The sequence below is a fragment of the uncultured Roseibium sp. genome, assembly GCF_947494555.1.
GTDB lineage: Bacteria > Pseudomonadota > Alphaproteobacteria > Rhizobiales > Stappiaceae > Roseibium.
In genome coordinates, this window is sequence record NZ_CANLVF010000011.1 from 1 (window position 1) to 26965 (window position 26965).

The 26965-nt window shown below is 57.4% G+C and carries 31 protein-coding genes and 1 riboswitch; of the genes, 13 read left to right on the plus strand and 18 right to left on the minus strand.

Annotation, left to right across the window (positions count from 1 at the left end; genetic code table 11):
- Window positions 1-305: 305 nt before the first annotated feature.
- On the minus strand, window positions 306-1091 hold the full coding sequence (locus Q0915_RS31395) for a helix-turn-helix transcriptional regulator (RefSeq protein ID WP_299484290.1): 786 nt from the start codon (window positions 1089-1091) through the stop codon (window positions 306-308).
- 142 nt (window positions 1092-1233) lie between these two features.
- Between Q0915_RS31395 and Q0915_RS31400 the strand changes: the two genes are divergently transcribed.
- From Q0915_RS31400 to Q0915_RS31415, 4 genes are all read left to right on the plus strand, one after another.
- Window positions 1234-2835 carry an ABC transporter substrate-binding protein gene (locus Q0915_RS31400; protein WP_299484291.1) on the plus strand — a complete coding sequence of 534 codons (1602 nt, stop codon included), beginning with the start codon at window positions 1234-1236 and terminating at the stop codon, window positions 2833-2835.
- A 110-nt stretch (window positions 2836-2945) separates the two neighbouring features.
- Window positions 2946-4472: a M81 family metallopeptidase gene (locus Q0915_RS31405; protein WP_299484292.1), complete on the plus strand. Its 1527-nt coding sequence runs from the start codon at window positions 2946-2948 to the stop codon at window positions 4470-4472.
- A 162-nt stretch (window positions 4473-4634) separates the two neighbouring features.
- Window positions 4635-5249, plus strand: coding sequence for a LysE family translocator (locus tag Q0915_RS31410; protein WP_299484293.1), 615 nt, complete (start codon window positions 4635-4637; stop codon window positions 5247-5249).
- A gap of 67 nt (window positions 5250-5316) precedes the next feature.
- Window positions 5317-5955 carry a 2-hydroxychromene-2-carboxylate isomerase gene (locus tag Q0915_RS31415; RefSeq protein ID WP_299484294.1) on the plus strand — a complete coding sequence of 213 codons (639 nt, stop codon included), beginning with the start codon at window positions 5317-5319 and terminating at the stop codon, window positions 5953-5955.
- A gap of 35 nt (window positions 5956-5990) precedes the next feature.
- On the opposite strand, the gene Q0915_RS31420 is transcribed toward Q0915_RS31415, so the two are convergent.
- Genes Q0915_RS31420 through Q0915_RS31430 form a run of 3 tightly spaced genes read right to left on the minus strand, consistent with a single transcriptional unit; the run spans window position 5991 to window position 8235 of the window.
- Complete coding sequence (locus Q0915_RS31420) at window positions 5991-6872, minus strand: rhodanese-like domain-containing protein (protein WP_299484295.1); 882 nt, start codon at window positions 6870-6872, stop codon at window positions 5991-5993.
- Window positions 6873-6917: 45 nt separating this feature from the next.
- The gene (locus Q0915_RS31425; protein ID WP_299484296.1) at window positions 6918-7820 is read right to left on the minus strand and encodes a DMT family transporter; all 903 of its coding nucleotides are present in this window, start codon (window positions 7818-7820) and stop codon (window positions 6918-6920) included.
- Window positions 7821-7875: 55 nt separating this feature from the next.
- Entirely contained in the window at window positions 7876-8235 is a 360-nt protein-coding gene (locus Q0915_RS31430) for a nuclear transport factor 2 family protein (RefSeq protein WP_299484297.1), read from the minus strand.
- Window positions 8236-8340: 105 nt separating this feature from the next.
- On the opposite strand from Q0915_RS31430, the gene Q0915_RS31435 reads away from it, so the two are divergent.
- Window positions 8341-9195: a LysR family transcriptional regulator gene (locus tag Q0915_RS31435; protein ID WP_299484298.1), complete on the plus strand. Its 855-nt coding sequence runs from the start codon at window positions 8341-8343 to the stop codon at window positions 9193-9195.
- Window positions 9196-9282: 87 nt separating this feature from the next.
- Here Q0915_RS31435 and Q0915_RS31440 read toward each other — a convergent pair whose 3' ends face one another.
- The 3 genes from Q0915_RS31440 to Q0915_RS31450 are packed head-to-tail and all read right to left on the minus strand — an operon-like array spanning window position 9283 to window position 11373.
- Window positions 9283-10482 carry a DUF6596 domain-containing protein gene (locus Q0915_RS31440; protein WP_299484299.1) on the minus strand — a complete coding sequence of 400 codons (1200 nt, stop codon included), beginning with the start codon at window positions 10480-10482 and terminating at the stop codon, window positions 9283-9285.
- Window positions 10479-10832, minus strand: a complete 354-nt coding sequence (locus Q0915_RS31445; RefSeq protein ID WP_299484300.1) for a YciI family protein — start codon at window positions 10830-10832, stop codon at window positions 10479-10481. Before Q0915_RS31445 ends, Q0915_RS31440 begins: the two co-directional genes overlap by 4 nt.
- Window positions 10833-10863: 31 nt before the next feature.
- Window positions 10864-11373, minus strand: coding sequence for an SRPBCC family protein (locus tag Q0915_RS31450; RefSeq protein WP_299484301.1), 510 nt, complete (start codon window positions 11371-11373; stop codon window positions 10864-10866).
- A 197-nt stretch (window positions 11374-11570) separates the two neighbouring features.
- Here Q0915_RS31450 and Q0915_RS31455 point away from each other — a divergent pair, with 197 nt between their 5' ends.
- Window positions 11571-12443: an NUDIX domain-containing protein gene (locus Q0915_RS31455; RefSeq protein WP_299484302.1), complete on the plus strand. Its 873-nt coding sequence runs from the start codon at window positions 11571-11573 to the stop codon at window positions 12441-12443.
- Window positions 12444-12464: 21 nt separating this feature from the next.
- Here Q0915_RS31455 and Q0915_RS31460 read toward each other — a convergent pair whose 3' ends face one another.
- Window positions 12465-12872, minus strand: a complete 408-nt coding sequence (locus Q0915_RS31460) for a hypothetical protein (RefSeq protein ID WP_299484303.1) — start codon at window positions 12870-12872, stop codon at window positions 12465-12467.
- Window positions 12873-13008: 136 nt separating this feature from the next.
- On the opposite strand from Q0915_RS31460, the gene Q0915_RS31465 reads away from it, so the two are divergent.
- Window positions 13009-14796: an HTTM domain-containing protein gene (locus tag Q0915_RS31465; RefSeq protein WP_299484304.1), complete on the plus strand. Its 1788-nt coding sequence runs from the start codon at window positions 13009-13011 to the stop codon at window positions 14794-14796.
- A gap of 6 nt (window positions 14797-14802) precedes the next feature.
- Here Q0915_RS31465 and Q0915_RS31470 read toward each other — a convergent pair whose 3' ends face one another.
- Window positions 14803-15315 carry a GNAT family N-acetyltransferase gene (locus Q0915_RS31470; protein WP_299484305.1) on the minus strand — a complete coding sequence of 171 codons (513 nt, stop codon included), beginning with the start codon at window positions 15313-15315 and terminating at the stop codon, window positions 14803-14805.
- 147 nt (window positions 15316-15462) lie between these two features.
- Window positions 15463-16167: a glutathione binding-like protein gene (locus Q0915_RS31475; RefSeq protein WP_299484306.1), complete on the minus strand. Its 705-nt coding sequence runs from the start codon at window positions 16165-16167 to the stop codon at window positions 15463-15465.
- A 166-nt stretch (window positions 16168-16333) separates the two neighbouring features.
- Here Q0915_RS31475 and Q0915_RS31480 point away from each other — a divergent pair, with 166 nt between their 5' ends.
- The 5 genes from Q0915_RS31480 (at window position 16334) to Q0915_RS31500 (ending at window position 20126) form a co-directional block, all read left to right on the plus strand.
- A complete protein-coding gene (locus tag Q0915_RS31480; RefSeq protein WP_299484307.1) occupies window positions 16334-16546 on the plus strand; it encodes a SlyX family protein in 213 nt (70 codons plus the stop codon).
- Between the two features lie 227 nt (window positions 16547-16773).
- Window positions 16774-17658, plus strand: coding sequence for an efflux RND transporter periplasmic adaptor subunit (locus Q0915_RS31485; protein WP_299484309.1), 885 nt, complete (start codon window positions 16774-16776; stop codon window positions 17656-17658).
- On the plus strand, window positions 17655-18893 hold the full coding sequence (locus Q0915_RS31490; RefSeq protein WP_299484404.1) for an ABC transporter permease: 1239 nt from the start codon (window positions 17655-17657) through the stop codon (window positions 18891-18893). The genes Q0915_RS31485 and Q0915_RS31490 overlap by 4 nt, the downstream gene beginning before the upstream one ends.
- Window positions 18890-19612 (plus strand): ABC transporter ATP-binding protein, encoded by a 723-nt coding sequence (locus tag Q0915_RS31495; protein WP_299484310.1) that lies wholly within the window; start codon window positions 18890-18892, stop codon window positions 19610-19612. The genes Q0915_RS31490 and Q0915_RS31495 overlap by 4 nt, the downstream gene beginning before the upstream one ends.
- A 58-nt stretch (window positions 19613-19670) precedes the next feature.
- A riboswitch (SAM-I-IV-variant riboswitch) is annotated at window positions 19671-19794 on the plus strand.
- 44 nt (window positions 19795-19838) lie between these two features.
- Window positions 19839-20126, plus strand: coding sequence for a hypothetical protein (locus Q0915_RS31500; RefSeq protein ID WP_299484311.1), 288 nt, complete (start codon window positions 19839-19841; stop codon window positions 20124-20126).
- 13 nt (window positions 20127-20139) lie between these two features.
- Here Q0915_RS31500 and Q0915_RS31505 read toward each other — a convergent pair whose 3' ends face one another.
- From Q0915_RS31505 to Q0915_RS31515, 3 genes are all read right to left on the minus strand, one after another.
- A complete protein-coding gene (locus tag Q0915_RS31505) occupies window positions 20140-20478 on the minus strand; it encodes an acyl-CoA thioesterase (protein WP_299484405.1) in 339 nt (112 codons plus the stop codon).
- Window positions 20479-20708: 230 nt separating this feature from the next.
- On the minus strand, window positions 20709-20930 hold the full coding sequence (locus Q0915_RS31510) for a hypothetical protein (RefSeq protein ID WP_299484312.1): 222 nt from the start codon (window positions 20928-20930) through the stop codon (window positions 20709-20711).
- Window positions 20921-21424 (minus strand): group III truncated hemoglobin, encoded by a 504-nt coding sequence (locus Q0915_RS31515; protein ID WP_299484313.1) that lies wholly within the window; start codon window positions 21422-21424, stop codon window positions 20921-20923. Before Q0915_RS31515 ends, Q0915_RS31510 begins: the two co-directional genes overlap by 10 nt.
- Before the next feature lie 97 nt (window positions 21425-21521).
- Here Q0915_RS31515 and Q0915_RS31520 point away from each other — a divergent pair, with 97 nt between their 5' ends.
- Window positions 21522-21944 carry an Rrf2 family transcriptional regulator gene (locus Q0915_RS31520; RefSeq protein ID WP_299484314.1) on the plus strand — a complete coding sequence of 141 codons (423 nt, stop codon included), beginning with the start codon at window positions 21522-21524 and terminating at the stop codon, window positions 21942-21944.
- Between the two features lie 148 nt (window positions 21945-22092).
- Here the strand turns inward: Q0915_RS31520 and Q0915_RS31525 are convergent, their stop codons facing one another.
- The 5 genes from Q0915_RS31525 to Q0915_RS31545 form a co-directional block, all read right to left on the minus strand.
- A complete protein-coding gene (locus Q0915_RS31525; RefSeq protein WP_299484315.1) occupies window positions 22093-22782 on the minus strand; it encodes a Crp/Fnr family transcriptional regulator in 690 nt (229 codons plus the stop codon).
- Between the two features lie 217 nt (window positions 22783-22999).
- A complete protein-coding gene (locus tag Q0915_RS31530) occupies window positions 23000-23797 on the minus strand; it encodes a ChbG/HpnK family deacetylase (protein WP_299484316.1) in 798 nt (265 codons plus the stop codon).
- A gap of 106 nt (window positions 23798-23903) precedes the next feature.
- Complete coding sequence (locus Q0915_RS31535; protein ID WP_299484317.1) at window positions 23904-25394, minus strand: glycosyltransferase family 39 protein; 1491 nt, start codon at window positions 25392-25394, stop codon at window positions 23904-23906.
- A gap of 19 nt (window positions 25395-25413) precedes the next feature.
- On the minus strand, window positions 25414-26574 hold the full coding sequence (locus Q0915_RS31540) for a glycosyltransferase family 2 protein (RefSeq protein ID WP_299484318.1): 1161 nt from the start codon (window positions 26572-26574) through the stop codon (window positions 25414-25416).
- A gap of 198 nt (window positions 26575-26772) precedes the next feature.
- Entirely contained in the window at window positions 26773-26961 is a 189-nt protein-coding gene (locus Q0915_RS31545; protein WP_299484319.1) for a hypothetical protein, read from the minus strand.
- Window positions 26962-26965: the final 4 nt, after the last annotated feature.

Sequence of the window (26965 nt, forward strand, 5' to 3'; positions counted from 1 at the left end):
GGCATGGGCTTCTAAGAAGTCCAAAGCTCAACTGCTTTATGGAAAGGGCGGCCCTCAGGCCGCCCTTTTTGCATCTCGCGCCACCCACCATCTTGGCTTCATGCCGCTGTGCGGCACTGGGGGTGGCATGGGCTTCTAAGAAGTCCAAAGCTCAACTGCTTTATGGAAAGGGCGGCCCTCAGGCCGCCCTTTTTGCATCTCACCCTACACCCAGCACGCCTATGTTAGCCCCCCACGGCAGAGCGGATGGCTTGAGCGTCCAAGCGGCACGGACGCTGATCCTCTGTGGAAACAAGCTCAGACAGTTACAAGCGGACGCTTTCCTCGCTGAAGTCTCCAGCCAGATATCTTCGGATCACCGGATCGAGCCGCAGGTTTTCGGCGCTGTAGACACCGCAGCTTTTGAACAGATCCTTCACAGACCGGTAGGCCTCGAACTTTCGCCAGACCACTTTGGATGCGTAAGGCATTCGTCTCGGCATCGACGCCATGAAACACATCGTGCCAAAGAGATAATGCCGCTTCTGTCTTGGAGGCGGGGTCAGGATGTGCATGCTGAGTGCGTTTTCATTCTTGCGCTCGCTGTCGACAACGAACAGCCTGCCATTCTGGTAAGACACCTTGCCATCACACCTGGTCCATCGCCGTCGCTTGAGCGTGGTGTCGGTCAGTGCTTCGATCAACCGGCTGTAGACAACACCGTTGCGCTCGTCGAGAAACACGGAGTTCACCACAAAACCGTTCGGATCGACCGGCGCCTGGAAATAGACCTGATACGCGCCGAGAAAAGGCCGCAGCTGCGCCAGGTCTCCTGGAAAGACGTTGGCCAAAGGGTCCTGGCGGTGCTCGCGCAAGGTGGCGGTCTTTGCACGATAGGACCGCACCAGTTGCGCATGCGCCCCGAGCAATTCCGTGTCCTCGACACCAAAATATCTGGCTATCCGGCGCAGATTGTTCGCTGACGGGTTCGAGCGCCCCGAGAGGTATTTGCTGAACTGCTGCTGATTGATGCCAATGTCGCGGCATACCTGCGCCGTGGATTGTCTTTCCGCACATAGGAACCGCAGGTTCGCCCTCAAGTCGTCGGTCATCATTGTCACCCAGTTCGGCACATGCATCCCTAAGAAAGCTTATACTCGCTTATGAATGCATACAAATGCGCAATTGTAGGCCGTAAGCAAGATGCCGATTGTCGGGCCAGCTAGAAGGCTGATCATCAATCGGAGGATCGCAATGGACAAGCAGACCTATTTGCGCGTGATGGAACACCGGCTCATGTCACGCAGCATAGACCGGCGTCAATTCATGCGGGGTGTTCTCGCCACCGGGCTGACTGTTGCTGCGGCAAGCACCTGGGCTGACCGGGTCGAGGCGGCAACACCAAAGAAGGGCGGTGCTCTGACGGCGGGTCTCGGACATGGCGCGACCAGCGACACGCTGGATCCCGGATTGCTGGCAGCCGGCTTCCTTATTCCGCTCGGGCTTGCAATGAACGGGTATCTGACGGAAATCGATGCGAACAACACTGTTCAGCCATCCCTTGCAGAAAGCTGGGAAGTCTCCGGCGATGCTGCGGTTTGGCGGTTCAAGCTTCGGCAGGGGGCCGAATTCCACAACGGGAAAACGATCACAGCGGACGACGTTGTTGCCTCCGTGAACCACCATCGCGGCGACAAGACAACGTCTGCCGCCGCACCGCTCATGGCCGGCATCAAGGACATTCGCGTCGACGGCAGCGATGCAGTGGTGTTCGAGCTGGAGGCAGGCAACGCGGATTTTCCGGCCGCGCTGAGCGACTATCACATCGCGATCATGCCGGCGGCCGATGGAAAGATGGATTGGCAATCGGGCGTCGGCGCGGGTGCCTATCGTCTTGATGAGTTCGACCCCGGTGTTGCGGCGAAGCTTTCGCGGCACGCTAACTATTGGACCGACGCGGCAGGCCATGTCGACGAATGGCGTCTGCTGGTGCTTCTCGACACCAATGCCCGCATGACCGCCGCCCTTACCGGGGATGTGGACGTCGCCGACAAGATCGACGTCAAAACGGCCGGACGCCTTGCCGGGAACCCAAATCTGAACGTTCACTCGGTCGCCGGAACGCAGCACTACAGCTTCCCAATGCTTACTGACCGCGCGCCGTTCAACGACAACAACATCCGCCAGGCGATCAAATGGGCCATCGACCGCGAGGAGCTGGTCGAGAAGATCCTCTTCGGCTACGGCTCGGTCGGAAACGATCACCCGATCGGCTCCGGCCAGACGTATTTCAACGCGGATCTGGAACAAAAGACACTGGACCCAGACAAGGCGAAATTCTTCCTCAAGCAAGCCGGGCTTGACAGCCTAGATGTGGAACTTTCGGCATCCGACGCCGCCTTCCCCGGGGCTATCGATGCAGCGCTTCTGATCCAGAACTCGGCGGCCAAGTGCGGTATCAATGTCAAGGTCGTGCGCGAACCCAATGACGGCTATTGGTCAGACGTCTGGCTCAAGAAACCCTGGTGCGCGAGTTACTGGGCCGGACGCCCGGTGGAAGACCTGATGTTCTCGCTTGCCTTCAAGTCGGGCGTGTCGTGGAACGAATCCCTCTGGTCGCACGAGAAATTCGACGGCCTGCTGGTCGAGGCGCGCGCGGAACTGGATCGGGAAAAGCGCCGCGGAATGTACGGCGAAATGCAGGACATCGTGTCCAACGAGGGCGGCGTCGCCATTCCAATGTTCGCATCCTACGTTTTCGCAACGAGACCTTCGGTCGGAACGCCTGAGGTCATGGGGTCCAATCTTGATCTCGATGGCAGCAGCTTCATGCAACGCTGGTGGAAAGAGAGCTAGATTTGCCGTTGGCGCGCGCAAAGCAAGCGAGGGCGATCACACACCGCGTCGGGCCACTTCTGCCGATGCGGTGACGCCGTTTTGTGAGCGTTTCCGGCACCCCGACGCAAATGACAAAAGCGACCCTGACGACCATGCGACTGTTCATCGCGACGCTGTCCACCGAGACAAATACATTTTCAACAATGCCCACGGGCATGTCGGGCTTCAAAGAGTATTTTCTGCGTCACGGAACCGCGACGCAGGAGCCGCCCAACCTGATGACGGAGGCGCTGCATGTGTGGCGCGCCCGTGCGGAGCATCTCGGGTGGGACGTGATCGAAAGCCTTGCAGCAATATCCGAACCTGCCGGGCCGACAACGAGCGCATGCTACGAGGCCTTTCGTGAGGATATTCTGTCCGATCTGCGCAAGACAGGCGGTGTCGACATCGTGCTTCTACAGCTCCATGGCGCCATGGTGGCAGAGGGTATCGACGATTGTGAAGGTGACCTTCTGAAACGGATCAGAGCCATCTGCCCCGACGCCGTTGTTGGAACGGCGTTGGACCAGCACTGCCACCTGACTCAGGAGATGATGCAGAATTGCGACCTGATCGTCTGCTTCAAGGAATACCCGCATGACGATGCGTCTGACCGCGCAGAGGAGCTTTTCGAACTGGCGCATAGGACGGTTCGGGGGGACATCCGCCCCTTCATGCGCGCATTCGATTGCCGCATGGTCAATCTCTATCTGACAAAGACCGGAAAGATGCGGGACTTTGTCGGTTACATGCGCGAACTTGAGACGCGCCCTGATATCCTGTCGGTCTCTCTCGCCCACGGTTTTCCCTGGGCCGATGTTGCAGATGTCGGCGCAAAAACGCTTGTGGTCACAGACAACAATCCCGCGCTTGCCCTTCATACGGCAGAAACACTCGGACGCCGTTTCTTCGACCTCCGACACGAAGTCACAAGCACGTATTCGACCCTGTATGACGCGGTGGAAGAAGCTGCTAACTCCGGTGACGGCCCGGTCGTTCTAGCCGATATGGGTGACAATTCGGGTGGCGGCGCACCGGGCGATTCAACCTTCATGCTCCACGCGTTGCTTCGGCGGCCCCTTACTAATGTTGCGACGGGCATATACTGGGATCCGGGCGCGGCCCGCATCTGTGAAGATGCAGGGTGTGGCGCTTCAATTCGCTTGAGGTTGGGCGGAAAAACCAGTCTGGAGTCCGGCACACCGGTCGACCTGGATGTTCGGGTGATGAACATTCGGACCGGCATTGGACAGCACCTGGGCAAAGGGCTTGAACCGCTTGGCACTCTGGTCTGGCTCCGGACAGGAGATGAAGTCGACATTCTGATCAATGACCTCAGGACCCAGGTCTATCACCCCGAAGCGTTCGAACAGCTCGGGATTGAGCTGGCGACGAAATCGACAATCGTGGTGAAGTCCCTGTTTCACTTCTATGCGCCGTTCGAAAAAATTGCCTCACGGATCATCCAGGTGGCAACGCCTGGCGGGACTTCGCCGGACTTCAAGACGTTGAGGTTGTCAAAGAGGCAGGTCCCCTTCTGGCCTCGGGTCGACAACCCGTTCAAAGGAGAGGTGCCTCGCGACCTGAGCGCGCCGACGCAAGCCATTGGCGCTTAGCCGCAAGCGTTCTGATTGTCCGTTCGAGGCATCGGCGCACGCAATCATCACATCGGCTTTTACTCACACGGCCGGGAACCGAAACCTTCGAACCCGCTTTGAACCGCGGCACCCGGCAGGAGCGTCATTTGCGTGGCCGTCCGCTTCTGTTAGAGATACGTCATGGATCTCACGTCAGCATTTCTTCTGGCAACCGCGACTGCGGCGCTCGTTGCCATCCCCGGACCGAATGTGGCCCTGTTTATCGCAAATACGCTGGCCCACGGCGCCCGTTACGGCTGCGCCACCGTGGTTGGCACCACGATCGGTGTCGGCATCCAGTTGGTCATCGTGGTGCTCGGGCTTTCGACGCTTCTCCAGGTCGCGGCAAGCGCACTCGTCTGGCTGAAATGGGCCGGCGTTTTGTATCTGATCTACCTGGGCATCAATGCGTGGCGGCAGGGCCTGGACGAACTTGATCAGCCCCGTGCCACAGGTGGATCGATGAAACGCCTGTTTCTGCAAGGTCTGCTGCTTGCCATTGCCAATCCGAAGACGCTGATTTTCATCGCGGCCTTCATTCCCCAGTTCACAGGCAGCAGTCCAACGGTGGCAGGTGTGGCGCTTGCGGCTGCAATCTATCTGTCGATCGTCTTTGTCGGCGACATGTTGTGGGTCGCACTGGCCAACGTATCCAGGCCGGCAGTCATGAAGCTCGGACGGCTACGGCACAAGCTGACCGGCGTCTTTTTTGTCGGTGCCGGCGTCGGTCTGGCCCTTGCCAGGGTCGAGCGTTGAACCCTTGATCCGCGAAAACCGACCGACGACAAAATCTGCCCCAGCCAGACGAAACTGAAGGAACCGCATGCCCGTTATCGAATATGTCTATTCCGCGCATTCCGCCTACGCCTATCTCGGCTCTGCGGAACTCATGCGAATTTGCAAGGACCATGGTGCCAGGCTTGTCCACCGGCCAATCCTGCTGTCGCCCGTCGTCGAAGCGCAACGCGGCAAGCCATTTCGCAAGCGGACACAGCAGCATGTCGACTATTTTTTCGGCCGGGAAATCGAGCGTTGGGCGGAATACCGCTCTGTCCCGATCATCAGCAGGCGGCCCAGCACACACGATGCGGACTACAGCATTGCTTCCGGCATGATCATCGCGTGCGGCGAGAGCGGTCCCGAGACCGACAAGATGGCGCATGCATTGCTGGAAGCGCATTGGCGTGACGATGCCGATCTGTCCAACTCGTCCACATTGCATGGTATCGCAACTGCCATCGGCCTTGATGCCGACAGGCTTCTTGAAGAGGCCTCTTCCGAGTCGATACAGAACATTTTCCGAAAGAACACGGATTGGGCACTCACCAACGGTATCTTCGGCTCACCGACCTACATTGTCGATGGTGATCCGTTCTACGGGCAAGACCACCTTCCCCTGGTTGAGCACGCGCTTCAAACGCCCTTCAAACCGGGTGGATGGTCAAACCCGGCCGTGGAATAGTGAAAACGGCTGAAGGCCTGCATGAAGAAACCTCGTTACGATCCGCTTTGGAGAACCTGGGAAACCGGCCGCTTTTCGTCCTGTTTCCAGATGGCGAAAGAACCGTCGAAGACAACTGCCTCACGTCCCAGATCGTGCAAGGCGACAAAGAGAACGGTCGCCGCATAGCCTGACCCGCAGGTTGCGATAACCGGTTTCGTGCGCCAGGAAGGTGCCCTTTCGTCCAGCACACTTGAAACCTCATCGGCGCTCAAAAACAGCCCTGTGTCGCCATCAAGCAGCGCACGGTAAGGAATATTGAGCGATCCGGGGATGTGTCCGGTACGAGGATCCTCAGGCCGGCCGGCGAAATTGACGAAACTGCGCGCATCGATGACGCAGGCCTCTGATTGTCTTTCCAGAAAGTCTTCGATATCGACCTTCAGTCCCTTTTGTATCTTCGGCGTGTAGGATCCCTTTCCGGCAGTCGAAACTTCACTCGACACCGGAAGGCCAGACTTGCTCCAGTGGTGCCAGCCGCCGTTCAGAATGCGCACGTCCTTGAAACCGAAGTATCGCATGGCAAGCCAGATGCGGCCGGCCAGCATGTGCGAATAGTCGTCATAAAGAACTATCTGGTCGCCTTCGTCGATCCCAAGTTGACTGAAGTGCGCCCATGCCTGGTCTTCGCTGCATATCGATGCCAGGCCCAGATCGACACCGGGTTCCAGAAAGTGCCTGGTCCAATCCAGATACAACGCACCCGGGATGTGGGCAGCTTCGTAGTCTTCCCTGAGACCACGAGCCGGGGTTGCCCAGGTTCCGCGAACATCGAAAATCTTCACCTTGTCGACGTTCAACATCGACTTCAATTCCTCTGCAGATATCAAGGCAGACCGGCTTCGGCCCGGTTGACCATCCTGTTGCGTTCCCGTCATCGCTTCCTCCGGTCGGATACCAAAATGAAAGTTGTCACCTGCGGTTCAAACCGTTCGTGCGGGCTTGCGACCGGGTGTCGATTGTCTTGCCATCCATACACCAACACCGGCAACAATCATTCCGGGCCAGGCAATGAACGGCACCGTCTCGCCTAAAACAAGCCAGGCCAATATCGCGGCAAGTGGTGGCACAAGAAAAAAGAGAGCCGACACCTTTGCCACTTCTCCCGCACGGATCATGGCAAGCAGCAGACTTATCGCGATCAGTGAACTTCCAACCACCAGATAGGCAAGAGAGGCGAGGAGCTGCCAAGACCAGACGACGTGCATCTGCTCGAAAAGAAACATGAATGGCGCAACGCCCATTAAACCCGCTGCAAAGCCGACAAGGTTTGCCGTTACCGGATGATGGCTGACGCCGAACCTCTTTTCCCACAGCGAACCGCAGGTTATCCCGCAAAGCGCCAGGCAAGCAAAAGCCAGGCCTTCCCAGGTAGGCGGTGCAACGGCTGCACCTGCCCAAATGACGATGACGGCACCTGCCAATCCGAGGACCAGCCCGATCCATTGCCGGACGCCAACAGTTTCGCCAGTCCAGCGGGGCGCAATCAGGCCGACGACGATCGGCTGCAGAGCCAGAACAAGGGCGAGCGAACCGACCTTGAGCCCTGCATTGAACGACATGTAGCACATCCCGAAATACATGGCCTGCAGGAAGAAACCGACAATTGCCAGATGCGCCCATTCCGTTGCGTTGGCCGGTAATGGCGGCTTCAGAATGAGCGCAAAAAACGCCATTGCAAGCACGACACATCCGAAACGCAACGTCAGAAACGTCATGGGCTCGATATAGCCGAGCCCGAATTTTGCGGCGACATAGCCAGACGACCACAGGACCAGAAACGTGACTGGCGCGAACAGAAGCCAGGACGGCCGACTTTCCGACATCAACAATATCTCCGGAACCGCGACGAAATGGGGTGTGATGCACGCAGCGAACCAATCACTTCATCACGGTCGTGTATGTTTTACTCACGATTTTCCAGCCGACATTGAGACGCAGCAATGTCAGAAGGTCAAAGTAGTTCAGGCTGGGCAGGTCAATTTTCACCTTCACCAGCGCCATATCGTTGTTGATCTCAATATGCTCTATTTCGCAGCTGTTGGGTGGCAATGAACCGCTTGCAACAAGTGCCTCCAATGCGCTTCGCGGCGTCAAGACGAGATTTCCTTCAGCATCCACCGACGACAGATTGACGCTTGAATAAAACGCACTGGCTACTTTTGCGCTGTCTCCCTCGCGGAGCCCGTCCGTGTAGTTGCCAACGGTTGCGATGATCTGGTCCCTGTCCGAAGTTGCCATCGGAATTCCTCTCGTATTTGCTGCTTCGCTTGGCGTTTAACTGATGCCTTGCCGGAGTTAGGGCCTGATTTGCAATTATTAAAATGAAATGATTTAAACGGAGCCATGCACAAAACCGAACGCATACTCTCTGACGGCAACCTGTTGCGCACCTTTGTGGAAATCGCCGCGCACCAGAACCTGACACTTGCCTCCAAGCGCCTCAACCGAAGCCAATCGGCCATCAGTGTCCAGTTGCGCCGCCTGGAGGCGGAGCTCGGACACACCCTGTTCATTCGCGAAGGCCGGGGAATGACACTGACACCTCACGGTGAAAAGCTCCTGCCGGTCGCCAGGAAGGCAATTGCGGAACTGGCAACGGTCAAATCCCTCTTCAATGAGCCTTTGAGAGGGAAAATCAGGGTCGGCATTCCGGACGATTTCGATGAAGGCCTGCTCGAGCAAGCCCTCGCGGAGTTCGCCAGAACCCATCCCGGCGTAGAAGTCCTGGCGCAATCAGGCTGCACGGCGAAGTTTCCCGAAGCGCTTGAAGCCCATTCTCTCGACGTCGCCGTCCTTTCCGGACCGAACAACAACGAGGGGCAGGTGTTTCTGGAACAGAAAACGGTTTGGGCTGCGAGCGATGCGTTCGTACCGGATGACAATCAGCCAATCCCCCTGGGGGTGATCGACCACGGCTGCTGGATGGGCCGGATGCCTCAATTGATGCTTCAGGAAGCGGGACGCTCCTTTTATGTCGCCTACAAATGCACCGGCACAATGAGTCTGAAGGCCGGAATCCGCGCAGGACTGGTGGTGGGGGTACTGTTTGAAAGCAATCTGGAAAAAGGCATGAAGGTGCTTGACGAGGCAGATGGCCTCCCTACCCTCCCGGCCTCCAGACGATCCATCGTCATCCATCCCGATGCCCCGGCAAACCTTGCAGCGGCCATGTCGGCGGCCATCACAAAGGCTGTCTGAACGCCACTAGCCTGCCCATGACCCTAAAGGCTCAGAACCCCAGACACCTCGGGACCAACCAAGGGACTGCGCGCGCAATAAAGGCCGTTAGTGTGGCTGTACAAGTGCCAGTTTTTTCGTCAGCAGTTTGATTGTCGGCGTATTTGTCGCAAGCGAGATCGCTTTTTCGTAGCTTTTTTTTGCGTCAGCGGCGTTTCCCGTTCGAGCGTGCATATCCGCCCTTGCTGCCCAAAGCGGCTGGAACCCGGAGCCAATCTGTTCTTCCGCGGCTGCAAGCGATGCCAGACCCTCTTGCGGTCCATGGAGCCGTGCGGTGACAACCGCCTGCGCAACCAGCGCGCCGGCAGATGGTGCGAGATTCAAAAGCGCAAAATAGAGTTTGTTCAACGCTTCCCAGTCAGTCCGGCCGGTCTCCTTGCGCAAGATATGGATCGACTCAATTGCCGCCTCGATCTGGTACCGGCCGATAGTCGATTTCGAATAGGCACGACTAAGTTGCCGTTTGCCGTATCTGATCAGATAATCGTCCCAAAGCCGCGTGTCCTGTTCGTCGGTCGGCACCAGGACACCTTCCTTTATCCGCGCACGCGTCCTGGCATGACTGAAGGCAATCAAGGCTGCAAGACCAAGCACCTCGGCATTATCCGTCATCAGCCGGCTGAGCAGTTCGGCAAGGTAAAAGGCTTCATCTCCCAGAGTGTCTTCCGGCTCCAACCAGTCATGCGCATGCAGCGCGTAAAGCGCTTCCAGCAGCTTTGCACTCCTTTCCGGCAGTCTGTCCGCGTCGGGCAGCTCAAACGGTATCCCCGCATCGCGGATTTTGGCTTTCGCGCGCACAAGACGCTTTGCAAGGGCCGCGGGTGAAACCAGAAACAGCCCGGCAATGGTTTTTGCCTCCAGACCAAGAACGGTTTGCAGCATCAGCGGGACATGCAGGTCCGCCGCGATCGCCGGGTGAGCGCACACCATCATGAGCGACAGACGTTTATCCGGAACGCGCTCTTCAAAAGCTTCACCTGTGGTCATGTCAGGTATCTCGCTGTCAGTAGGAAACCGGGCCTGATGGCGTTGCCGGTCGGTGAGCCTGTTTCGCGCCGTAGTCAGCAACCAGGCATCCGGATTGTCCGGGATGCCATGTTCCTGCCAGTGTGTCAGCGCCTTCACGAAGGCATCCACGAGCATGTCCTCGGCCAAAGCAATATCGTGTGTTCTAGAAGACAAGAAAGCCAGAAGCCGTCCATAGGAGTCTCGCGCAGCCATTTCGGCCGCGCGAGCAGGGTCGATCATTCAGCCCCCATTGCCGAGGTGCGAATCTCGACTTTTCCGGTTTTGGCTGCCGGGCACTTTTCGGCCCATGCCATGGCGGCATCGAGATCCGGCACATCAATGACGAAATACCCACCCAGGGTTTCCTTGGTGTCGGCGAACGGGCCATCCTGAACCTGCTTCGTGCCCCCCTTCAGTGACAGGGTGGTCGCAGTCTCCACGGGTTGCAGCCAATCGGTATCGACAAAAACGCCGGCCTTTTGCAGCGCGCCGATATAGGCGCCATAAACTTCTTTTTCAGCCGCCCAGTCTTCGGCGGTCATATCGGCCAGATCGGCCGGATCCGTATAAAGCAGGAATGTGTAACGCATTTGGAATAGTCCTTCGTTTTCAAAAAGCTGTTCAGGTGGCAGCGGCAAGATTATCGAGACCTTGCTCGAAAGTCTTACCCACCATGCCGTCCATGAAAAGACCAAAGACGCGGGCGACGGGGTTGAAGCCAAGATCCATGTCCATTGACCAAACCACCTGTGTGCCTTCCGGCGTCGATGCCGTTGAAATTGTCTGAACCGGACGGCCCATGGCACCAAGATCGATATCGTAGCGGACACTATCTGCTGTCACCGACGCGACAGTCTGACTTCCTTTGCCTTCCTTGCCGTCAAAGCGAAATCCGGCGCCGACGCCTGAAACCGGACCGAAGGGTGTAATTTTCAGATCCGGATCCGAGGTCCGGTAAGGATTGAATGCCTGGTAGCCTTCGCTGGATGCGGCGAGCGCAAGGATTGTTTCAGGCGCCGCCGAGAGCGTCGCTTGCCGTTGCACATGCACTGTCTTCGGCAACAGGAACGTCCCCGCCCCCAAGAGTGCAACCACGCCGACGCTACCGGCAACTATCGTCCAAATCGTCATGTCTTTCTCCTTCAAATGACTGAAAGGCAACGGCGCCTTCATTGACATGACGAACGGGACGAGACGCGGTGGACATGAAGCGTCATTTTTTTTAAGTGGCTGCCGGCTGGCAGCCATGACACGCGCCTGCCGAGGACATATGGTTTATTCGAACCCTTTTAGGGCTCGATATGAAAACGAGCCTTTTGGGAGGCCTCATGGAACTCTTGATTTTGTGTGCGGGTGCAGCCGACCGGTCGTGGACGGGACCGGTGCTAGAGCGGCCTCTTCGCTCCAAAGGCAAGCGCCGTGCACAGAAAGTCGGTGCCTGGATGGGCCGGCACAGTCTCGAACCGGAAAGAGTGCTGTCAGCTTCCGGCAAAAGATCACTGGTAACCGCCGAAAAAGCTCTTAAGGCTGGCGGGTGGACCGCTCAGGACATTGACACATCCGATCCGCTGACGGATGGGACCTTACCGATCTTACCCAAAGCAAAGAGAGTGTTGCTTGTTGCCCCGTCCAAGACCGTCCAGTCGCTCGCCAGTCAACTCGGAGTACAGATTGAGACCCGATCGGGAGCCTTGTTTGTCCTTTCCTTTGAAAACGGAAAGGCAAGCCTAAAGCACCGTATCGATCCGCGGGAACTACCCGACCTCTTTCCCTTTCCTTCGCCGAACGGACACGAACTGCGGCCGCGCCCCGCCTACTACTATACGCAGTCAGCCGTCATTCCGTTCCGCCGGACCGCAAGGGACACTGAAATACTGATCGTCAGATCCAGCAGCGGGCGCCACTGGGTCGTGCCGAAAGGGATCGTCGAACCCGGTCTCGGCCCGGCCAGGTCGGCATTGATCGAAGCACGTGAAGAAGCCGGCGTAGAGGGTTTGGTCCTCGAGAAGCCCCTTGGTTCATACGCTTATGAGAAGTGGGGCGCGACCTGCAATGTTGAGGTCTATGCCATGGAAGTGAGCCGTGTCCTAGCCCACAATGAATGGGAGGAGAGCCACAGGGAGCGCCAGTGGACCGATGCGGCGGAAGCTGCAAACCTCATTCATCAACCAGAGCTTAAACACCTGATCGCCTTGCTTTAGAGCCACATTGTCAGGCGAAGGTCAGGCCCAGTTTATCCGGACACCTGCGCTGAACATAATGGACAGGCTGACAACAGTGGCAACAAAACCCGCCGACGCAGCATCAATCCATTCGCTGTGCGGTGGATCAAGGCGACCCAAGGTCCGACCCGTGTGGAGTTTTGAAAATTCGGAAGACGGCTCCAGCAGCCAATCATCTTTTTGAAGTCCATTGCTGATCGTTTTGTCGGCCGGAGCTTCAACGCGAATACTCTGGACAACCAGCGGCACAACACGCTGCGGAATGTTCTCGACGTAGACTTGTCCATAGGAAACTGACGGAAGCGACAAGCTGCTGTTGGTGGCCGAAGACGCTGCAAATAAAACCGTGCACATCACTAGCATGGTGGCTGCCAATATCCGTGCTGTGCGATGTCGACCCGATTTCATTCTGCCCTCCGGCCGTCGCAGCGGCACATCCCTGTGAGCACCTGCCGGCTTAATCCAAATCTTTACGATAGGTCGCTATGCTCGTGAGGAATTCAAGATCCAGGCATGACGATTGTTGCCAGCAGCGGTGGGTCACTTGGCGGTTAGACTGGCGTCCTATCGGACGGTTTTTGGGATAGATCTTCGTACGCTGGCATTGTTCCGCGTCCTGCTCAGTGCCTGGATTCTCATCGATCTCGGCATGCGCGCGCGCGATCTCTTGGCTCACTACACCGACTTTGGAGTCCTGCCGCGAGCCGTTCAAATCGAGCATCTTTACGTCACCACGTGGTCGTTTCATCTGGCGAACGGATCCGCATGGTTCCAGGCCGCGTTGTTCATCCTGGCCGGGCTTGTTGCCGTTGCGCTCATGTTTGGCTGGCACACGCGTTTGATGACCGTACTCTCCTGGGCGTTGCTGCTGTCGCTTCAAAACCGAAACACATTCATCCTGTCCGGCGAAGACAATCTGGCGCTCCTGTTGTTGTTCTGGGCAATATTCCTTCCGCTCGGCGCGCGCTATTCAGTCGACGCAGCCTTGACACGCTCGAGCCCGTTTCCTGAAAACGCGTATTTTTCCATCGCGACGGCAGCTCTGTTGATACAGGGCATGTCGATGTATTTTTTCAGCGCCCTCCTGAAGACCCACCCCATCTGGGTGAGCGAAGGCACAGCGGTCTATTACGCGCTCCAGCTCGACTATCTGGTCACGCCGTTTGCGCTCTGGTTCCGCCAATTCCAAGACCTCATGACGGGGCTGACCTACTACGTCTACCTTCTGGAACTGATCGGGCCGATCCTTATCTTTTCGCCCCTGTTTCACCGGACATGCCGCACGATCTTCATGCTGGCCTTTATCAGCATGCATCTTGCCTTCGCGGTCTTTCTGGAGATCGGATTCTTCCCGTTCATCTCGATCATCATGAACCTGGCATTCATGCCTGGCTGGATGTGGGACAGGATCGCGGCATTTTTGCCAAGCCGTGCGCGCGCGCCGGTTTCCATATGGTTCGACCGTGGCTGCGATTTTTGTGAAAAGACATGCAACTTGCTGACAGTCTTTCTGTTTCTTCCCAAAACGCCTGTCCGTCCGGCGCAGGACGAGCCAGAAATCGGCAAAGAGCTCGAGGCAAGGAACTCCTGGGTCCTGACAATCGGCGATGAACGCTTTTTCAAGTTTGAAGCACTCGGCAGGCTCGTGTCGGCGGCGCCTTTGTTCTTTCCGTTGGGCTGGTTGATGAGACGCTCATTTCTGCAAAAGGGCGGAGACATATTCTACGATTGGGTCGGGCGGAACCGCTCGCTTTTCTCGCGCGTTACGGCTTTTTGCCTTGCCTGGCAAAAAACTCCACCCCGCTATGGCGCGCTGACGCAGATCCTTGCCGCACTGTCTCTTCTCTTCGTGACACTTCAGAATGTGTCGACGCTGCCGGCACTCGGCGTGTCGCTTCCAAGTCAGTTCGTTGCGGTGCGTCAGGCGTTTGGCCTCTATCAGAATTGGACGATGTTTGCGCCCTATCCGGAGATGACCAGTCCGTGGCCTGTCATTGAAGGCGAACTCGCGGACGGGACGATGGTGGATGTCTACAATGGCAACATCGGACTTGCGGATTTCAACAAGCCGGATGTCGTTTCACTTACCTACGCGAACTACCGATGGCGTAAGTTTCTCACCAATCTGGAAGACCAGACTTACGAGGACAGGCCGCAGGTGCTCGCTCTGAGCTACGCTCGTTTTCTGTGCCGCAGCTGGACAGCGGATGCCCCGGAGCAAGCCGGCTTGTCAAACTTCGTCATCTTTTTTCAGATCGAGCGAACGCCTCCGCCCGGTGACACAAAAGATGTCGAGACGCGGCAAGTGTGGACTCATGACTGCCACGCCTAGAGCTGCCTATGTCACATCCTGACCGGCAAGCCGCAGCGTCATGAAGTAGTCGTCATGCGAGACCCCATCGATCCGGACGCTGTCGCGGTAGGTTGCTGCGCGCTCGAAGCCAAGGCGCTCATAAAAACGGATTGCCCGGGCGTTTTGCGTGTCGACAAAGAGTTCCAGTTGCTCAACGCCTTTTGACCGCGCCTCCTCAATAACGCCGGACATCATTTGACTGGCTGCATCCGTTCCCTGATATCCCGACGTAACGAAAAAGGGGCCCACTTCCGCGCGGTGGCGCATTCGCTGCAGCAACGTGCGGCGAAACCCGCAAAACCCGACCAGCTCGTCTTGTTCAAAAATACCGCGTTGAGCGCCGGCGCCAAGAATCTGTCCGGCACGCTCCAGGCTTGTCGCCTCCGTTTCTTCCAGCGTTACCAGAAACCCAAGCGGAAAGTCGCGCGCGCCTTCGAGCCGGAGTGCTTGCCATTGCGCAGCGTGTTCTGCGTCCAGTCGTCTGTATTTAAAAGCCATGGCCACATCGGTGCTCGGGAAAAACGGCGGCATTGTGATTGACGGGAACCAAACCGGGCTTGTGTTTTTGTAAATGAGTGGCCGCTTATTCCCGGCCGAAAAAGTTGCGCGCATAGGCGCGCAACCGGTTCGACTTTTTCTGTCGAGTTAGTCCCGTGCAGGAATATTGATCGCCTTCTGGCTTGCAGGCCGCGCCAGACACGTGTCGACCCAACGCACAACATTTTTGAAATCGTGATAGCCGACCACATCCGCAGCTTCATAGAAGCCGTTGATGTTCCGGGCCCAGGTCCAGGAAGTGATATCGGCGATCGTGTAGTCGTCCCCCATGATGAACGTGCGGCCTTCGAGCTGTCCGTCGAGGACTTTCAGGAGCCGTTTGACCTCATCCCGGTAGCGTTCGAACGGACGGCGGTCCTCATACGCCTTGCCGGCAAACTTGTGAAAGAAACCCAACTGGCCGGTCATGGGTCCAAAACCACCCATCTGCCACATGACCCATTGGATCGCCTGATATTTTACGGCCGGATCCTTGGGCAAGAATTGTCCGGTTTTCTCGGCAAGGTAGATAAGGATTGCGCCCGATTCCCAAAGTGCCAGCGGTTTGCCGCCGGGTCCATCCGGATCGATAATGGCGGGGATCTTGTTGTTCGGATTGAGTGAGAGGAACTCCGGTGTCATCTGGTCGTTTGTGCCAAAATCAACCTTGTGCGCCTCATACGGCAGTCCGGTCTCCTCCAGCATGGCCGAGACCTTGATACCGTTTGGTGTCGGCAACGAGTACAATTGGAGCCGGTCGGGGTGCTCTGCAGGCCATTTCTTGGTGATCGGGAAATCGGACAGGACGCTCATCGTGATCTCTCTGGTTTTGCCCCGGCAACGCCTGCCAGGATCCCGAAGCTCATATAACACTCACGGTGGCAGTTTAAACCCATCGCAGAGTTGCGATGAATAGAATTGTTCTTCAAACGCAATGCGCCTATACCTGCCGCGGCCGAGAACGCAAAGGAACACGCTCATGACGCAGGATCACGAGGCACGGATCGAACAGCTTGAAATCGATCTGGCTCATGCAAACCGCACGATCGATGATCTGAATGGCGTGGTGGTTGAACAAGGCACCCGGATCGATCGTTTGACGAGACTGGTTTCCAAGATGACCGACCAGGTGGAGGAATTGGCCGAACATGTTCTTCCTGCGCATCATGTGGAAAAGCCGCCGCACTACTGAGCCAGCGAAACACACCGGCATCCCCGGCGTGATTTGATCCATGACATGGCTGCCGCACCGCCAGTGCCTAAACTTGGGTCATCACACTCAGGTGCACTATGCGTTTTGTTCGATATCCCGCTCTCTTTCTTTTTCTTGCTGCATGCGTTGCGGTACTCGTTTTTTGGGCAACCCGTCCACCTGAAGCGATATACGCGCAGCCTTTCAAGGGACGCGCCGCGGAGATTGTGTATGCAACAGCGGTCGTGGAGCCGGTCAGATGGGCGAAAGTGACGAGCATCATCCGTGAACGCGTCATCTCGCTTTGCGGCTGTGAAGGCATGGAAGTCACGCAGGGCGACCAGATCGCGGAACTGGACAGCGGTGATGCGCGTGCAACGCTTGCTGAACTTGAGGCGCGGCTTGAATTGGCACAATCGGACCAGGAGCGCGCGCTGCAGCTTCTGGAACGGCGGGTTGTCAGCCAGCAGGTGTTCGACAAGGCGCAAAATGAGGTGATCCGCATGAATGCGATGATCGCCGCCCAAAAGGAAAGACTTCGGGACTATGTGATCACCGCTCCGATGGACGGCATCGTTCTGCGCCAGGACGGCTCTGTCGGAGAGGTTCCCGAGCCGGGTGAAATCCTGTTCTGGATCGGACAGCCCACACCGCTCCAGCTTGTTGCGGAAGTCAATGAAGAAGACATCCCGAAGGTGGCGAAAGGTCAGGTGGCACTCATTCGCTCGGATGCATTTCCAGACGAAAATCTTGTGGCGACGGTTTCGCGTATCACGCCCAAGGGTGACCCGGTCCTGAAAAACTACCGGGTCTATCTCGATCTCCCCGACGACACGCTCCTGCGCATCGGGATGACAACGGAGATCAACATCGTCACGCGGGAAAAAGACGATGTGCTGCTTCTGCCACTGGCAGCCTTTGACGGTTCGACCGTTCAGACACTGGACGAGCGGGACCGCATCACCTTTGTCACGGTCAAAACCGGTATCCGTGGGACAAGATCCGTCGAAATCCTCGATGGGCTGAACGAAGACAGCCGCGTCCTGTTCCCCTTCCGGGAGGACCTCGCCGAGGGCGACAAGGTCGCACCGGTAAGCGGAGGCCCGGGCTGATGCTGCTCCTGAAAATCGCCGCGACGCATGTTCGTAACCGGATGAGGCAAACCGTTGTATCGACGCTGGGTGTCGCGCTTGGGGTCGGTTTCTCGGTTGCGATGGCGAGCCTCATGGAGGGTTCCCAGCGGGATTTCATGACAACGCTGATCGAGGCGATCCCTCATGTGGAAATTCGGGATGAGCAGCGCGAGCCCGCCCAGCAGCCGGCAACGGTGCTTTACGATGCCGTTGCGTTTCACGGATTGCGACCACTGGAGGATCTGCGCGGCATTCGAAATCCCACAGAGGCGATAGCTTCCTTAAGAGAATGGGTTCAGGGAGAATTCGCGCAACGGCTGAGCGGTCAGGCGGTTTTGCGCTACAGTGGGCAGGATATCGGCATGACGCTTGTCGGGGTCGTTCCCCGCCGTGAACTTGCTGTCTCCAAAATCAGCGAAGACATGCGGCAAGGAAGCTATGAAGCGCTGGACACGACCGCGAATGGTCTGGTGATCGGTCGAAAAGCCGCCAATCGCCTCGGTGCGGACCTGGGCGATACCGTCATACTGACGTCGGCGGGCGGCATTGCAAAACGTTTCAAGATTGTCGGTCTGTTTCACACTGGGGTGACCACAAGCGACGAAGGGCTTGCCTATGCGCCCCTCAAGGCCGTTCAGATCCTGCTTGAAAAACCCAACATCATCAACGGTATTTCCATTCGGCTTGCCGATATCAAACTGGCCAACGCTGTCGCAACGCGCGCGGAACGCCAGCTTGGCTACAAGGCAATTTCATGGGAGGAAGCGAATGAAGGGCTTATGGAAGCTTTCGTCGTTCGCAATGCCATCATGTACACGGTCGTCGGCGCGATCCTTGTTGTTGCCGGGTTCGGGATCTTCAACATTGTGTCCACGATCGTGCACGAAAAGGCCCGCGATATCGCGATCCTGAAGTCGCTCGGATTTCCCGAAACGGATATCCAGCAGATCTTCGTCCTGGAAGGGCTCGTTATTGGAATTCTTGGAGCGATTGTCGGCTGCCTGCTCGGTTTTGGCCTGTCGAGTTATCTGGCCACTGTGAAATTCGAAGTCACAACGGACATCGAGATGACCAGGCTGCCGATCCATTTTTCGTACCTTCACTATGTGCTGGCCTGTTCCCTTGCCTTGTTTTCCTCAGGGGTTGCGGGTTTCATCCCCGCCAGAAAGGCGGCGAAACTCAACCCGGTGGACATCATTCGAGGCGCGACATGATCCCCGCTGCGGCGACGCGAAGCGAGACCGCCGGCAGCCTTCTGGAAGCCAGGAGCTTGACCAGAATTCTACCGGCCGTGGTTCCGGTCACGCTCGTTGAGGACGTCAACATCAAGATAGAGCGAGCGGAGTTCGTCGCGATCACGGGACCGTCCGGCTCCGGAAAATCGTCGTTGCTCTATCTGCTTGGATTGCTCGATCGACCAACGGCAGGTGACATGCTGATCGAAGACACTCGAACCGGTGATCTTTCGTCCGCAGACCTGGCCAGGTTGCGTCTTGAAAAAATCGGCTTTGTTTTTCAGTTTCATTTTCTGCTTCCGGAGTTCACGGCGCTTGAGAACATTCTGATCCCGATGCAGAAGCTCGGAGCCCTTCCCGCCAAAAGTCAGCTTGAACATGCTGAGGGTCTGCTGGCCGATCTCGGCCTGGAAGACTATCTCGACCGCCGCCCGGCACAGTTATCAGGCGGCCAGCGCCAACGTGTCGCCGTCGCCCGCGCGCTTGCCAATTCGCCGGATCTTATCCTGGCCGATGAACCGACCGGAAGTCTGGATTCCAAGGCCACCGAACAGGTTTTTGACAGCCTGCAATCGATCGTCAAAAGGCAAAACACAACGGTTGTTGCCGTCACACACGATATGGAGCTGGCGTCGCGGATGAAGCGAAGAATCCACCTCGTGGATGGTCGCGTGGACTATGATCGCGTTCAGCCGTAAGCACAAAATCAACTTTTTTCGAGCAGCTTGCAAAGCGGAAAAAGTCATGTCATAAGCCCCTCATCATCAAGAGAAGGGCTGGCGCCCTCGCCAACCTGCCGAACCGGGCAAGGTGGTTTCCGCAAAAGGGATGCGGCCGGATGGAACCTCAAAGAGGCTTTCCGGCAACAAAGCGGTTTGATTGTATGCGCCAGTCCTCCTCGGGAAACCGATGGAGGATTTTTTGTTGAGTGAGCCTATATCCGGGCGAGCGGCGTTCCTTGTCGAACACCATCAGGCGGTGAAAGCGACTTTCGCCGACACGAGTGTCTGGCTGAAGGCTGCCGAAGACTGCGTGATGATGCGTATCAGGAGCCGCCGGATCATCGGCGGCCTTCCGAGGCACAAGGCCCCTTTGACGCGGGATCAGCGGATTGACCGCCTTCAGAACCTGCTGCGCCTTTGGGCCTGCGGCTGCACCAGTGTCGTCGATGAAGATCTTTTCGCAGACATTGTCAAAAGACACGAACCTTGAGCGGAGCCGACGGTCAATTGGGAACAGGGCGCGGACGCCCGCCATCGTCTACGGAAACGAAGGTGAAATGAGCTTCCGTTACCTTTTCACGGTGGCCATAGCGGTGCCGAAGCGCCCAGGCCTCAAGCTTGATTTCCATTGACGTGTTTCCGACTTTGACGACATCCGTATAGACACACAGAACGTCGCCGACATGAACCGGGCGGATGAATTTCATCCGATCGACGGCGATGGTCACCACTCGACCTTCAGCGCGCTGACCGGCGGCGATCCCTCCGGCAAGATCCATCTGCGACAACACCCAACCTCCGAAGATGTCTCCGGCCGCGTTGGTATCTGCCGGCATCGCCATTGTGCGCAGCGTCAATTCGCCCGACGGTCTGTCCTCTTCGTTGCTCACGCTCACCCCTCCGTTTCCTTTCAGGAAAGACTAGCGGGAGACAGGCAGATCACAAGCGCTTCTTGTCAGATCACCAGCATCAGGATCGCCATGATCCACAGAGGAAGTGGAGCCGCAATCCAGATCAGGAGGATCGGCAAGCCGCGCGGAAGTATTTTCGAGATCGACATACTGTTTCCTTTCTAGCTGAAGACCGGCATTTCAAACACGGTCAGGACGACGAGCGCTGCCATACCGGCGAAAAAGGCGAGCTTTGCGCTGCCGATCAGCGTCCGTCCGGCAATGTCGAGTTTCGGCAGGGGGAGGTCTTTGGAATCCAAATACATCGATGTCAGCATCAGCGTGAACACAGTGAACCAGACAATCACGAGGGCTTCAGCCACCAGAACGATTGTTACCAGCATGATCCGCTCCATTCAGAGTGTTGCGAAGTCAGTTCAGCGGGAGGCATGGAACCCGCATGCCCGAACGTCGCAAGCCAGAGGCTCTGCGCAATTCGTTCCGCAACGGCAATGATTTCGTCCGCGATTTCCGGCACGAAAAGTTCGCGCACGACCGGACGGAATACCAACAACCAGTCCGCATAGTCCGAACTGACGACCTCTTTCAGTTTCAAATGTGCCGGCACCGGTTTGCCTTTGTAGGCGCCGTTCTTCAGCAGAACCGATTGCCAGAAGGCTTCCATCTTCGGCAAATGATCTTCCCATTTGCCGTCCAGCCGCTTGTTGAAGATGCCGCCGAGGCGAGGATGCTCGCGGATGCATCCGTAAAACGTGTGAACCATGACCTGGATCGCTTGTGCATCCACCGTTTCGAACCGGCACAGCCGATCGCCCGACCGGGGTGCCGGGCGGGGCCTGAGCTTGTATCTGCCGGGACCGGGTCTGTGGCTTTCCATCGCTTTCTCCATAACATTCATCTAAAATGCATCTTTTAAATGCCACACCCTTACTCTAAAATCAACATCTCAGATGAATGTTTTATGGGACCCTGCCATGCGCCTCAGTCAGGCCAGCGATTTTGCCTTGAGAATTCTGATGGCCACCGGCCAGTCGGACAGCCCCCAGACCGTCGACAGGCTCAGCAAGGAACTTGGTCTGGCCAAGTCACATGTCATGAAAATCGTCGCTCAGCTGGCGCGCAGCGGCTACCTTGCAACAACGCGCGGACGCGGGGGCGGCATCCGGCTGGGCCGGGCTCCAGATGCTATCCGTCTCGGCGACGTCGTCCGGCTGATCGAACCGGACCTGGGCGTGGTCGCCTGTTTGAAGCCGGAAGCGACCGTTTGTGCCTTTCTGCCGCGCTGCGCACTCAAAGGGGCCATGGCACGCGCCTCCGAGGCCTTTCTGGACAATCTGAACACGGAAACACTGGCAACGATCCTGGCGGGAACGCAGCGCACGGCTTTGCCCGGATAGTTTTCAGGCGTTCCTGCGTCTGGACGGAAGAAAGCGATATCCGGCACTTTCGCCCTTCGGGCATGTCACCCCCCTGTGGAGATGACACGTTCGCAACCGGCATTTGTCATTGCCGGTCATAACAGCACGTACTTTCGAAAACAGCAGATCAGAGCGTCGCCGCCTGCTCCAGGAACGCAAGATCCTCAAGGCAATAGTAACCCGAAATCCGGCTGATTGTGCCGGATCGTTTCCAGTCGTTCAGGACACGGCTGACGTTTTCGCGGGCTGCGCCGGCCATGTTGGCGATATCCGCCTGGCTGAGCTTGTAGTGAATGAGGGTCCGGCCGTCGTCCAGCGGTTTTCCGAATGTCTCGGACAACTGCAACAGGGTCTGCGCCACGCGTCCGGGCAGAGGCAGAAACGATCTGGCCGCAAGAACATCATTGGCATGCCGCAAACGTTTGCCGACAATAGACAGCATGTGCCGGTAAACGGCGGGATGTTCATCGGAAAACCTCTGAAATGCCGCCTTGTCGATGAAAGCAAGCTGCGCTTCCTTCAAGGCACTGACCGTGGCCGAGCGCGGACGGCCATCCAGCAGCGCAAGTTCACCAACCAGGTCACCCGGCCCCAAAACCGCCAGAAGCTGCTCATCACCTTCTACAGAAAGCAAAGACACTTTCAGCGACCCTTCCAGCACCGCATAGCAACCGTTTCCGGGATCACCATTTTCGAACAGGATCGTCCCGGCTGCAATCTTCATGGGACGAGCGAGACGCGACAGCCCAACCGCCAAATCGGGTTCAAGCCCTTCCAAGGAAAAGCTATTCTTCAAGAAGTCTTTTATTTCTGCCACACCTACCCCCTGCCAAGGACGTTCACGACATAAAATTGATCCCACACGCAATCCTGTGATTTCCATCACGTGCGTTCAAGAAAAAAATACCTATATCATGAGTCATGGAAGCGGGGCCGCCCCTCCCCACTTCCTGACCTCCACGAAAAACGGCTCTGTTCCCCGCAGAGCCGTTTTTTCGTTCCGCCGATCAAAATCGCGCGAAGTCAGCCGATTTTCAGTTCAAAAATACATCTTTCCGATCGAGCGTCTGAAAAAAACGCGTGCTCCTGAGCACCTCATACTGACATTCACGTATGGCAATTTTTTTTCGCGGCTCGTTCCGCATCAGCCTGTCATCCGATTTTCCGGGAATCGCCGCGACAAAGCTTCGGTCGCTCATTCCGTCGAAATGGTTGAGCAAAAGATCCTGAAGTTCCTCAACATCGCTGGTTTGCGGCAGCGGGTTGCCCTTGGGCAGAACTTGCAGATTGTACGACTTTGCAACGCGCGCCAGCCGCAAGGTCTTGAACCCGGACCGCACCGGCGAAATCACCAGAGGCGGGGTCTCGAAGTCTGCACGATCGATTGCCTTGAACACGATCCGGGCAAGTGAGGTTCTTGCCAAGAGACCGTCACGGACGGCGACGAAATCCGGCGGACGTTGCATCAGCACGCTGTAGCGCGCGAGCTGCGCAAGCGATTCTTCGAACAGGAGCTCGTCGGGCAAAAGCCTGAAGAAGGCTCTCCTGTTGATTTGCTCCCGTGTGAGCATGCGCTCGCCGTAAATGTCCTGCATACGCGTGCTGACGGGCGTGACCCTGTCGCCGCTGAAGGCCAGCGTGATTCCAAAGAGTACCTGCTTGCCGACCTTTTCGGCGATTTCCTGCAGCGGTCTGAATTCGCGCGGCCAAAGCTCGGTCGTCACCAGGGCTCCCACGGCACTCAAACGGCCATGTTCGGCCAGATCGCGCAGAGCGCGGTCAACGCCAAAGGCGAGACCGTAATCCAGTGCACCGAGTGTAATTCGCTTCATTTAATCCGACAGGCAGGCAGGTGAATCAGTCTTCCGCCTTTTCCCTGCGGCATTCGAAGTGGCTTTGCAAGTCTCAAATAGGGCTGTTCTATAGGTAAACTGACCGTTAGCGGTGCATCAAAGGCTCAAAAACCGGTCCCTTCAGACCGTCAACCTTGTAGACCACCAGCTGTTCCAGCGGCACGCCTTTCACCTTGCGCTCCAGCACGGCGAGTTCCTCAACCGTTTCGAAAGACTTTTCCAGATCCCCCGACTTGTTGCGGCGCTTCTCGGTGATGTAGAGGCCCGGTTGCTGAAAGAGGGTCTCATCCGGATCCGGCATCATGCTGTAGCGGATGCGTTCGGTCGCCTGAACGACGGGCAAAGTGTCCTTCATCAGAAAATCGACCTGCCCATTGAGGCCATAGCTCATGGTCAGAATGTATGCCGCATCTTCCTGTTCAGCCAATTGCTTCACAGACGCCCCGATTTCTTGCCAGCCGCGCAACTGGAATGTCGGGTCCTTGCGCGCAAGTTGGCCGGTAAAGGTCCAGACCGCATGAGACTGAACCAGTACCGCGACCAGAATTCCAAGGCCGGCACCGGCAACGGCGACTTTCCGCCAGAGCTGCTGGTCGGCCCGCAAAGATCCTACAAAGACCGCCGCCATCATGGCAAAGGCTGGAAAAAGTGGTGCTGGCCAGTTCGCCTGAACCCGGGAATGAAGCGAGTGATAGGTCAGATAGAGTAGAAACGGCAGCGTCGTCAGCAATATCAAGGACGCCGCGTTGTCTCTTGCGCGCACTGCCTTGAAGAGCGTTGCGCCTCCAGCGGCGGCCAGTATCGCGATCAAAGGGTTCAACAATCCAACGAACGCCCCCAGAAATTCAAAGACGTATTTGGTCGTGAAACCGCCGCTGCCAGCCCGGCCGAATTGCTTGTAGAAGCTCGCCCACTCATGCAGTTGGTTCCAGTAGAGAACCGGTGAGAAACATGCGAGAGCGATCATGCCGCCCACCCATAATTGCCAGGCGCTCCACCACCGGCGGGCATCGGGCACCCAAACGAGCCACAAGACAATGCCTGCTCCCAGGAACAGGAGCGAGTATTTGGACAGGAGGCCAAGGCCAGCCATCAGGCCGACCAGCAGCCACCAGTTCGGATTTTTCGAGACGGAGAGTTCGGCGAGCGCCCAGAAGGTCAGGCCCCAGAACACGACCGAAGGCGCGTCCGGCGTTGCGAGGATGCCGCCGATCCCGATTAGGAGGCTGGTGTTGAGGAAAAGAACCGCCCAACCGGCTGTGCGTCGATCGAACAGGATCGTGGCGGTTCGCCAGAGCGCCAGGGAGCCGGCAAGACCGGACACGACCACCAGCCCCCGCAGGGCGAAGACGGTGTCGCCGAAGAGCGCCTGTCCCGCGGCGATCCACCAGCCGATCATCGGCGGGTGGTCATAATAGCTCAGCGCCGGATGAAGACCCCACAGCCGGTAATACGCCTCGTCCTCGACAATATAAGCGTTGGTCGCCGCAAACAGCTTGGTCGCCGTCAGCAGACCGACGATCAGGACCAGTCCTACCGGCCGGATAAAAAACGGCAGATCTTCTGTCTTTTCCACGCTGTCTACTGCCCGATCGTCAGGACTTCCGCCATGTGAGCGCCGAGCTCGCGGCATAGTTCCAAACCGCTCCCATGACCGCACCCGCCGTGCCGGCCAGCCACCAATAGGCCGGGTCTGCATAGATCAGGTTGGCAACGCCGACATTGGCCAATACGCCCACCGAACAGACGGCATAGAAGGTCAACAGGCCGATCAGGGCTCTGAAACCGCTCAAGCGCCTGTCGCGATACGTCAACTGGTTGTTCAGGAAGAAGTTCGACGTCATGGCGACGAAAGACGCCGCAGTCTGAGCGATGTTGAATTCCAGTCCCCCGAGGAGGAAGAAACGCAAGGCAAGAAGATGAACGAACAACCCGCTTGCCCCGACAAGGCCGAACATCAGAAACCGCGTGGAAACGATGTCACCGAAATACTTGGAGAGCAGCAGACCGAAATAGTCCAGCGTCACCAGCGTATCCAGCTTGCTTTCACCGTGCTGGCGTTCGCGGAACGTGAAGGGAAGTTCCTTGATGTTGAGAGTTCCGTTTGCGCTGGACACGAGATCGAGCAGGATCTTGAACCCCTGCGGCGACAGTCTTGACGCAAGCGCCTCGGCTTTGTCCCGGCGCACCATGAAAAAACCGCTCATCGGATCGCTCAAGGTCACGTTGAGGAGCTTCTGGGCCAGACCGTTTGCAATATTCGAGCCCCAGGCCCGGATCGCCGATAACCCTTCGCCGACAGTTCCGCCCGCGACTTTGCGGCTGGCGACTACCAGGTCGGTTTCATCCGACTTGATGGCCTCAAACATCTTCGGTAGCAGGCTTTCGTCATGCTGCAGGTCGGCATCCATTACGGCGACATAGGGCGCGGAAGACGACAGAATTCCTTCGATGCAGGCTCCAGAAAGTCCACGCCTGCCGATCCTTCGGATCACCCGGATGCGGGGATCAGTCTCTGCAATAGAGCGGGCCACTTCGGTGGTTCCATCCGGGGAATTGTCGTCGACAACGATCGCCTCCCAGGCGATACTGGCAAGCGCCTTGTCGAGAAGGCCGACCAGGATCGGGATATTCTTGGCTTCGTTGAAACTGGGTAAGATGATGGAGAGTTCGGCAACGCGCGCATCGCGAGGCTGCCGGGACCCATCCCAGCTCTCGTCTTCAGTGCCTTGTGCAATGCTGGCTGCGCTTTCCATATTCCAACCTTGTTCGCCAATTTCGCCCTTGCCGGGCAGCAAGCGACATACACCTGCAGAATTGCGCGGACCATAGCCTGCCATGGGTTAAATACAAGCAAAGACGCTCTGCCCGGCTGCCGTCCCGTATCTTTCCACGCCTGTTTTGGCCTGATCCTCATTTCAGGCCTGCCCCTATTGCCTGCAAGTGTGATGCAATCAAGGCAGTGGCGGACCCTTTTCGCGCTCCGGCGTTCTCGGTCGCCAGCCCTGCCCTGTCACGAGCTTTTCTCCAACCTTGCTCTCAACCCCGCTTTCGTCTAGGACAACCGCAACTGTCTGAGTGCCGGTTGCCGCAAAATTGCTGGTGCAATCGGCCAGGAACTCGCCGGGATCTGACGACTTCATGGCC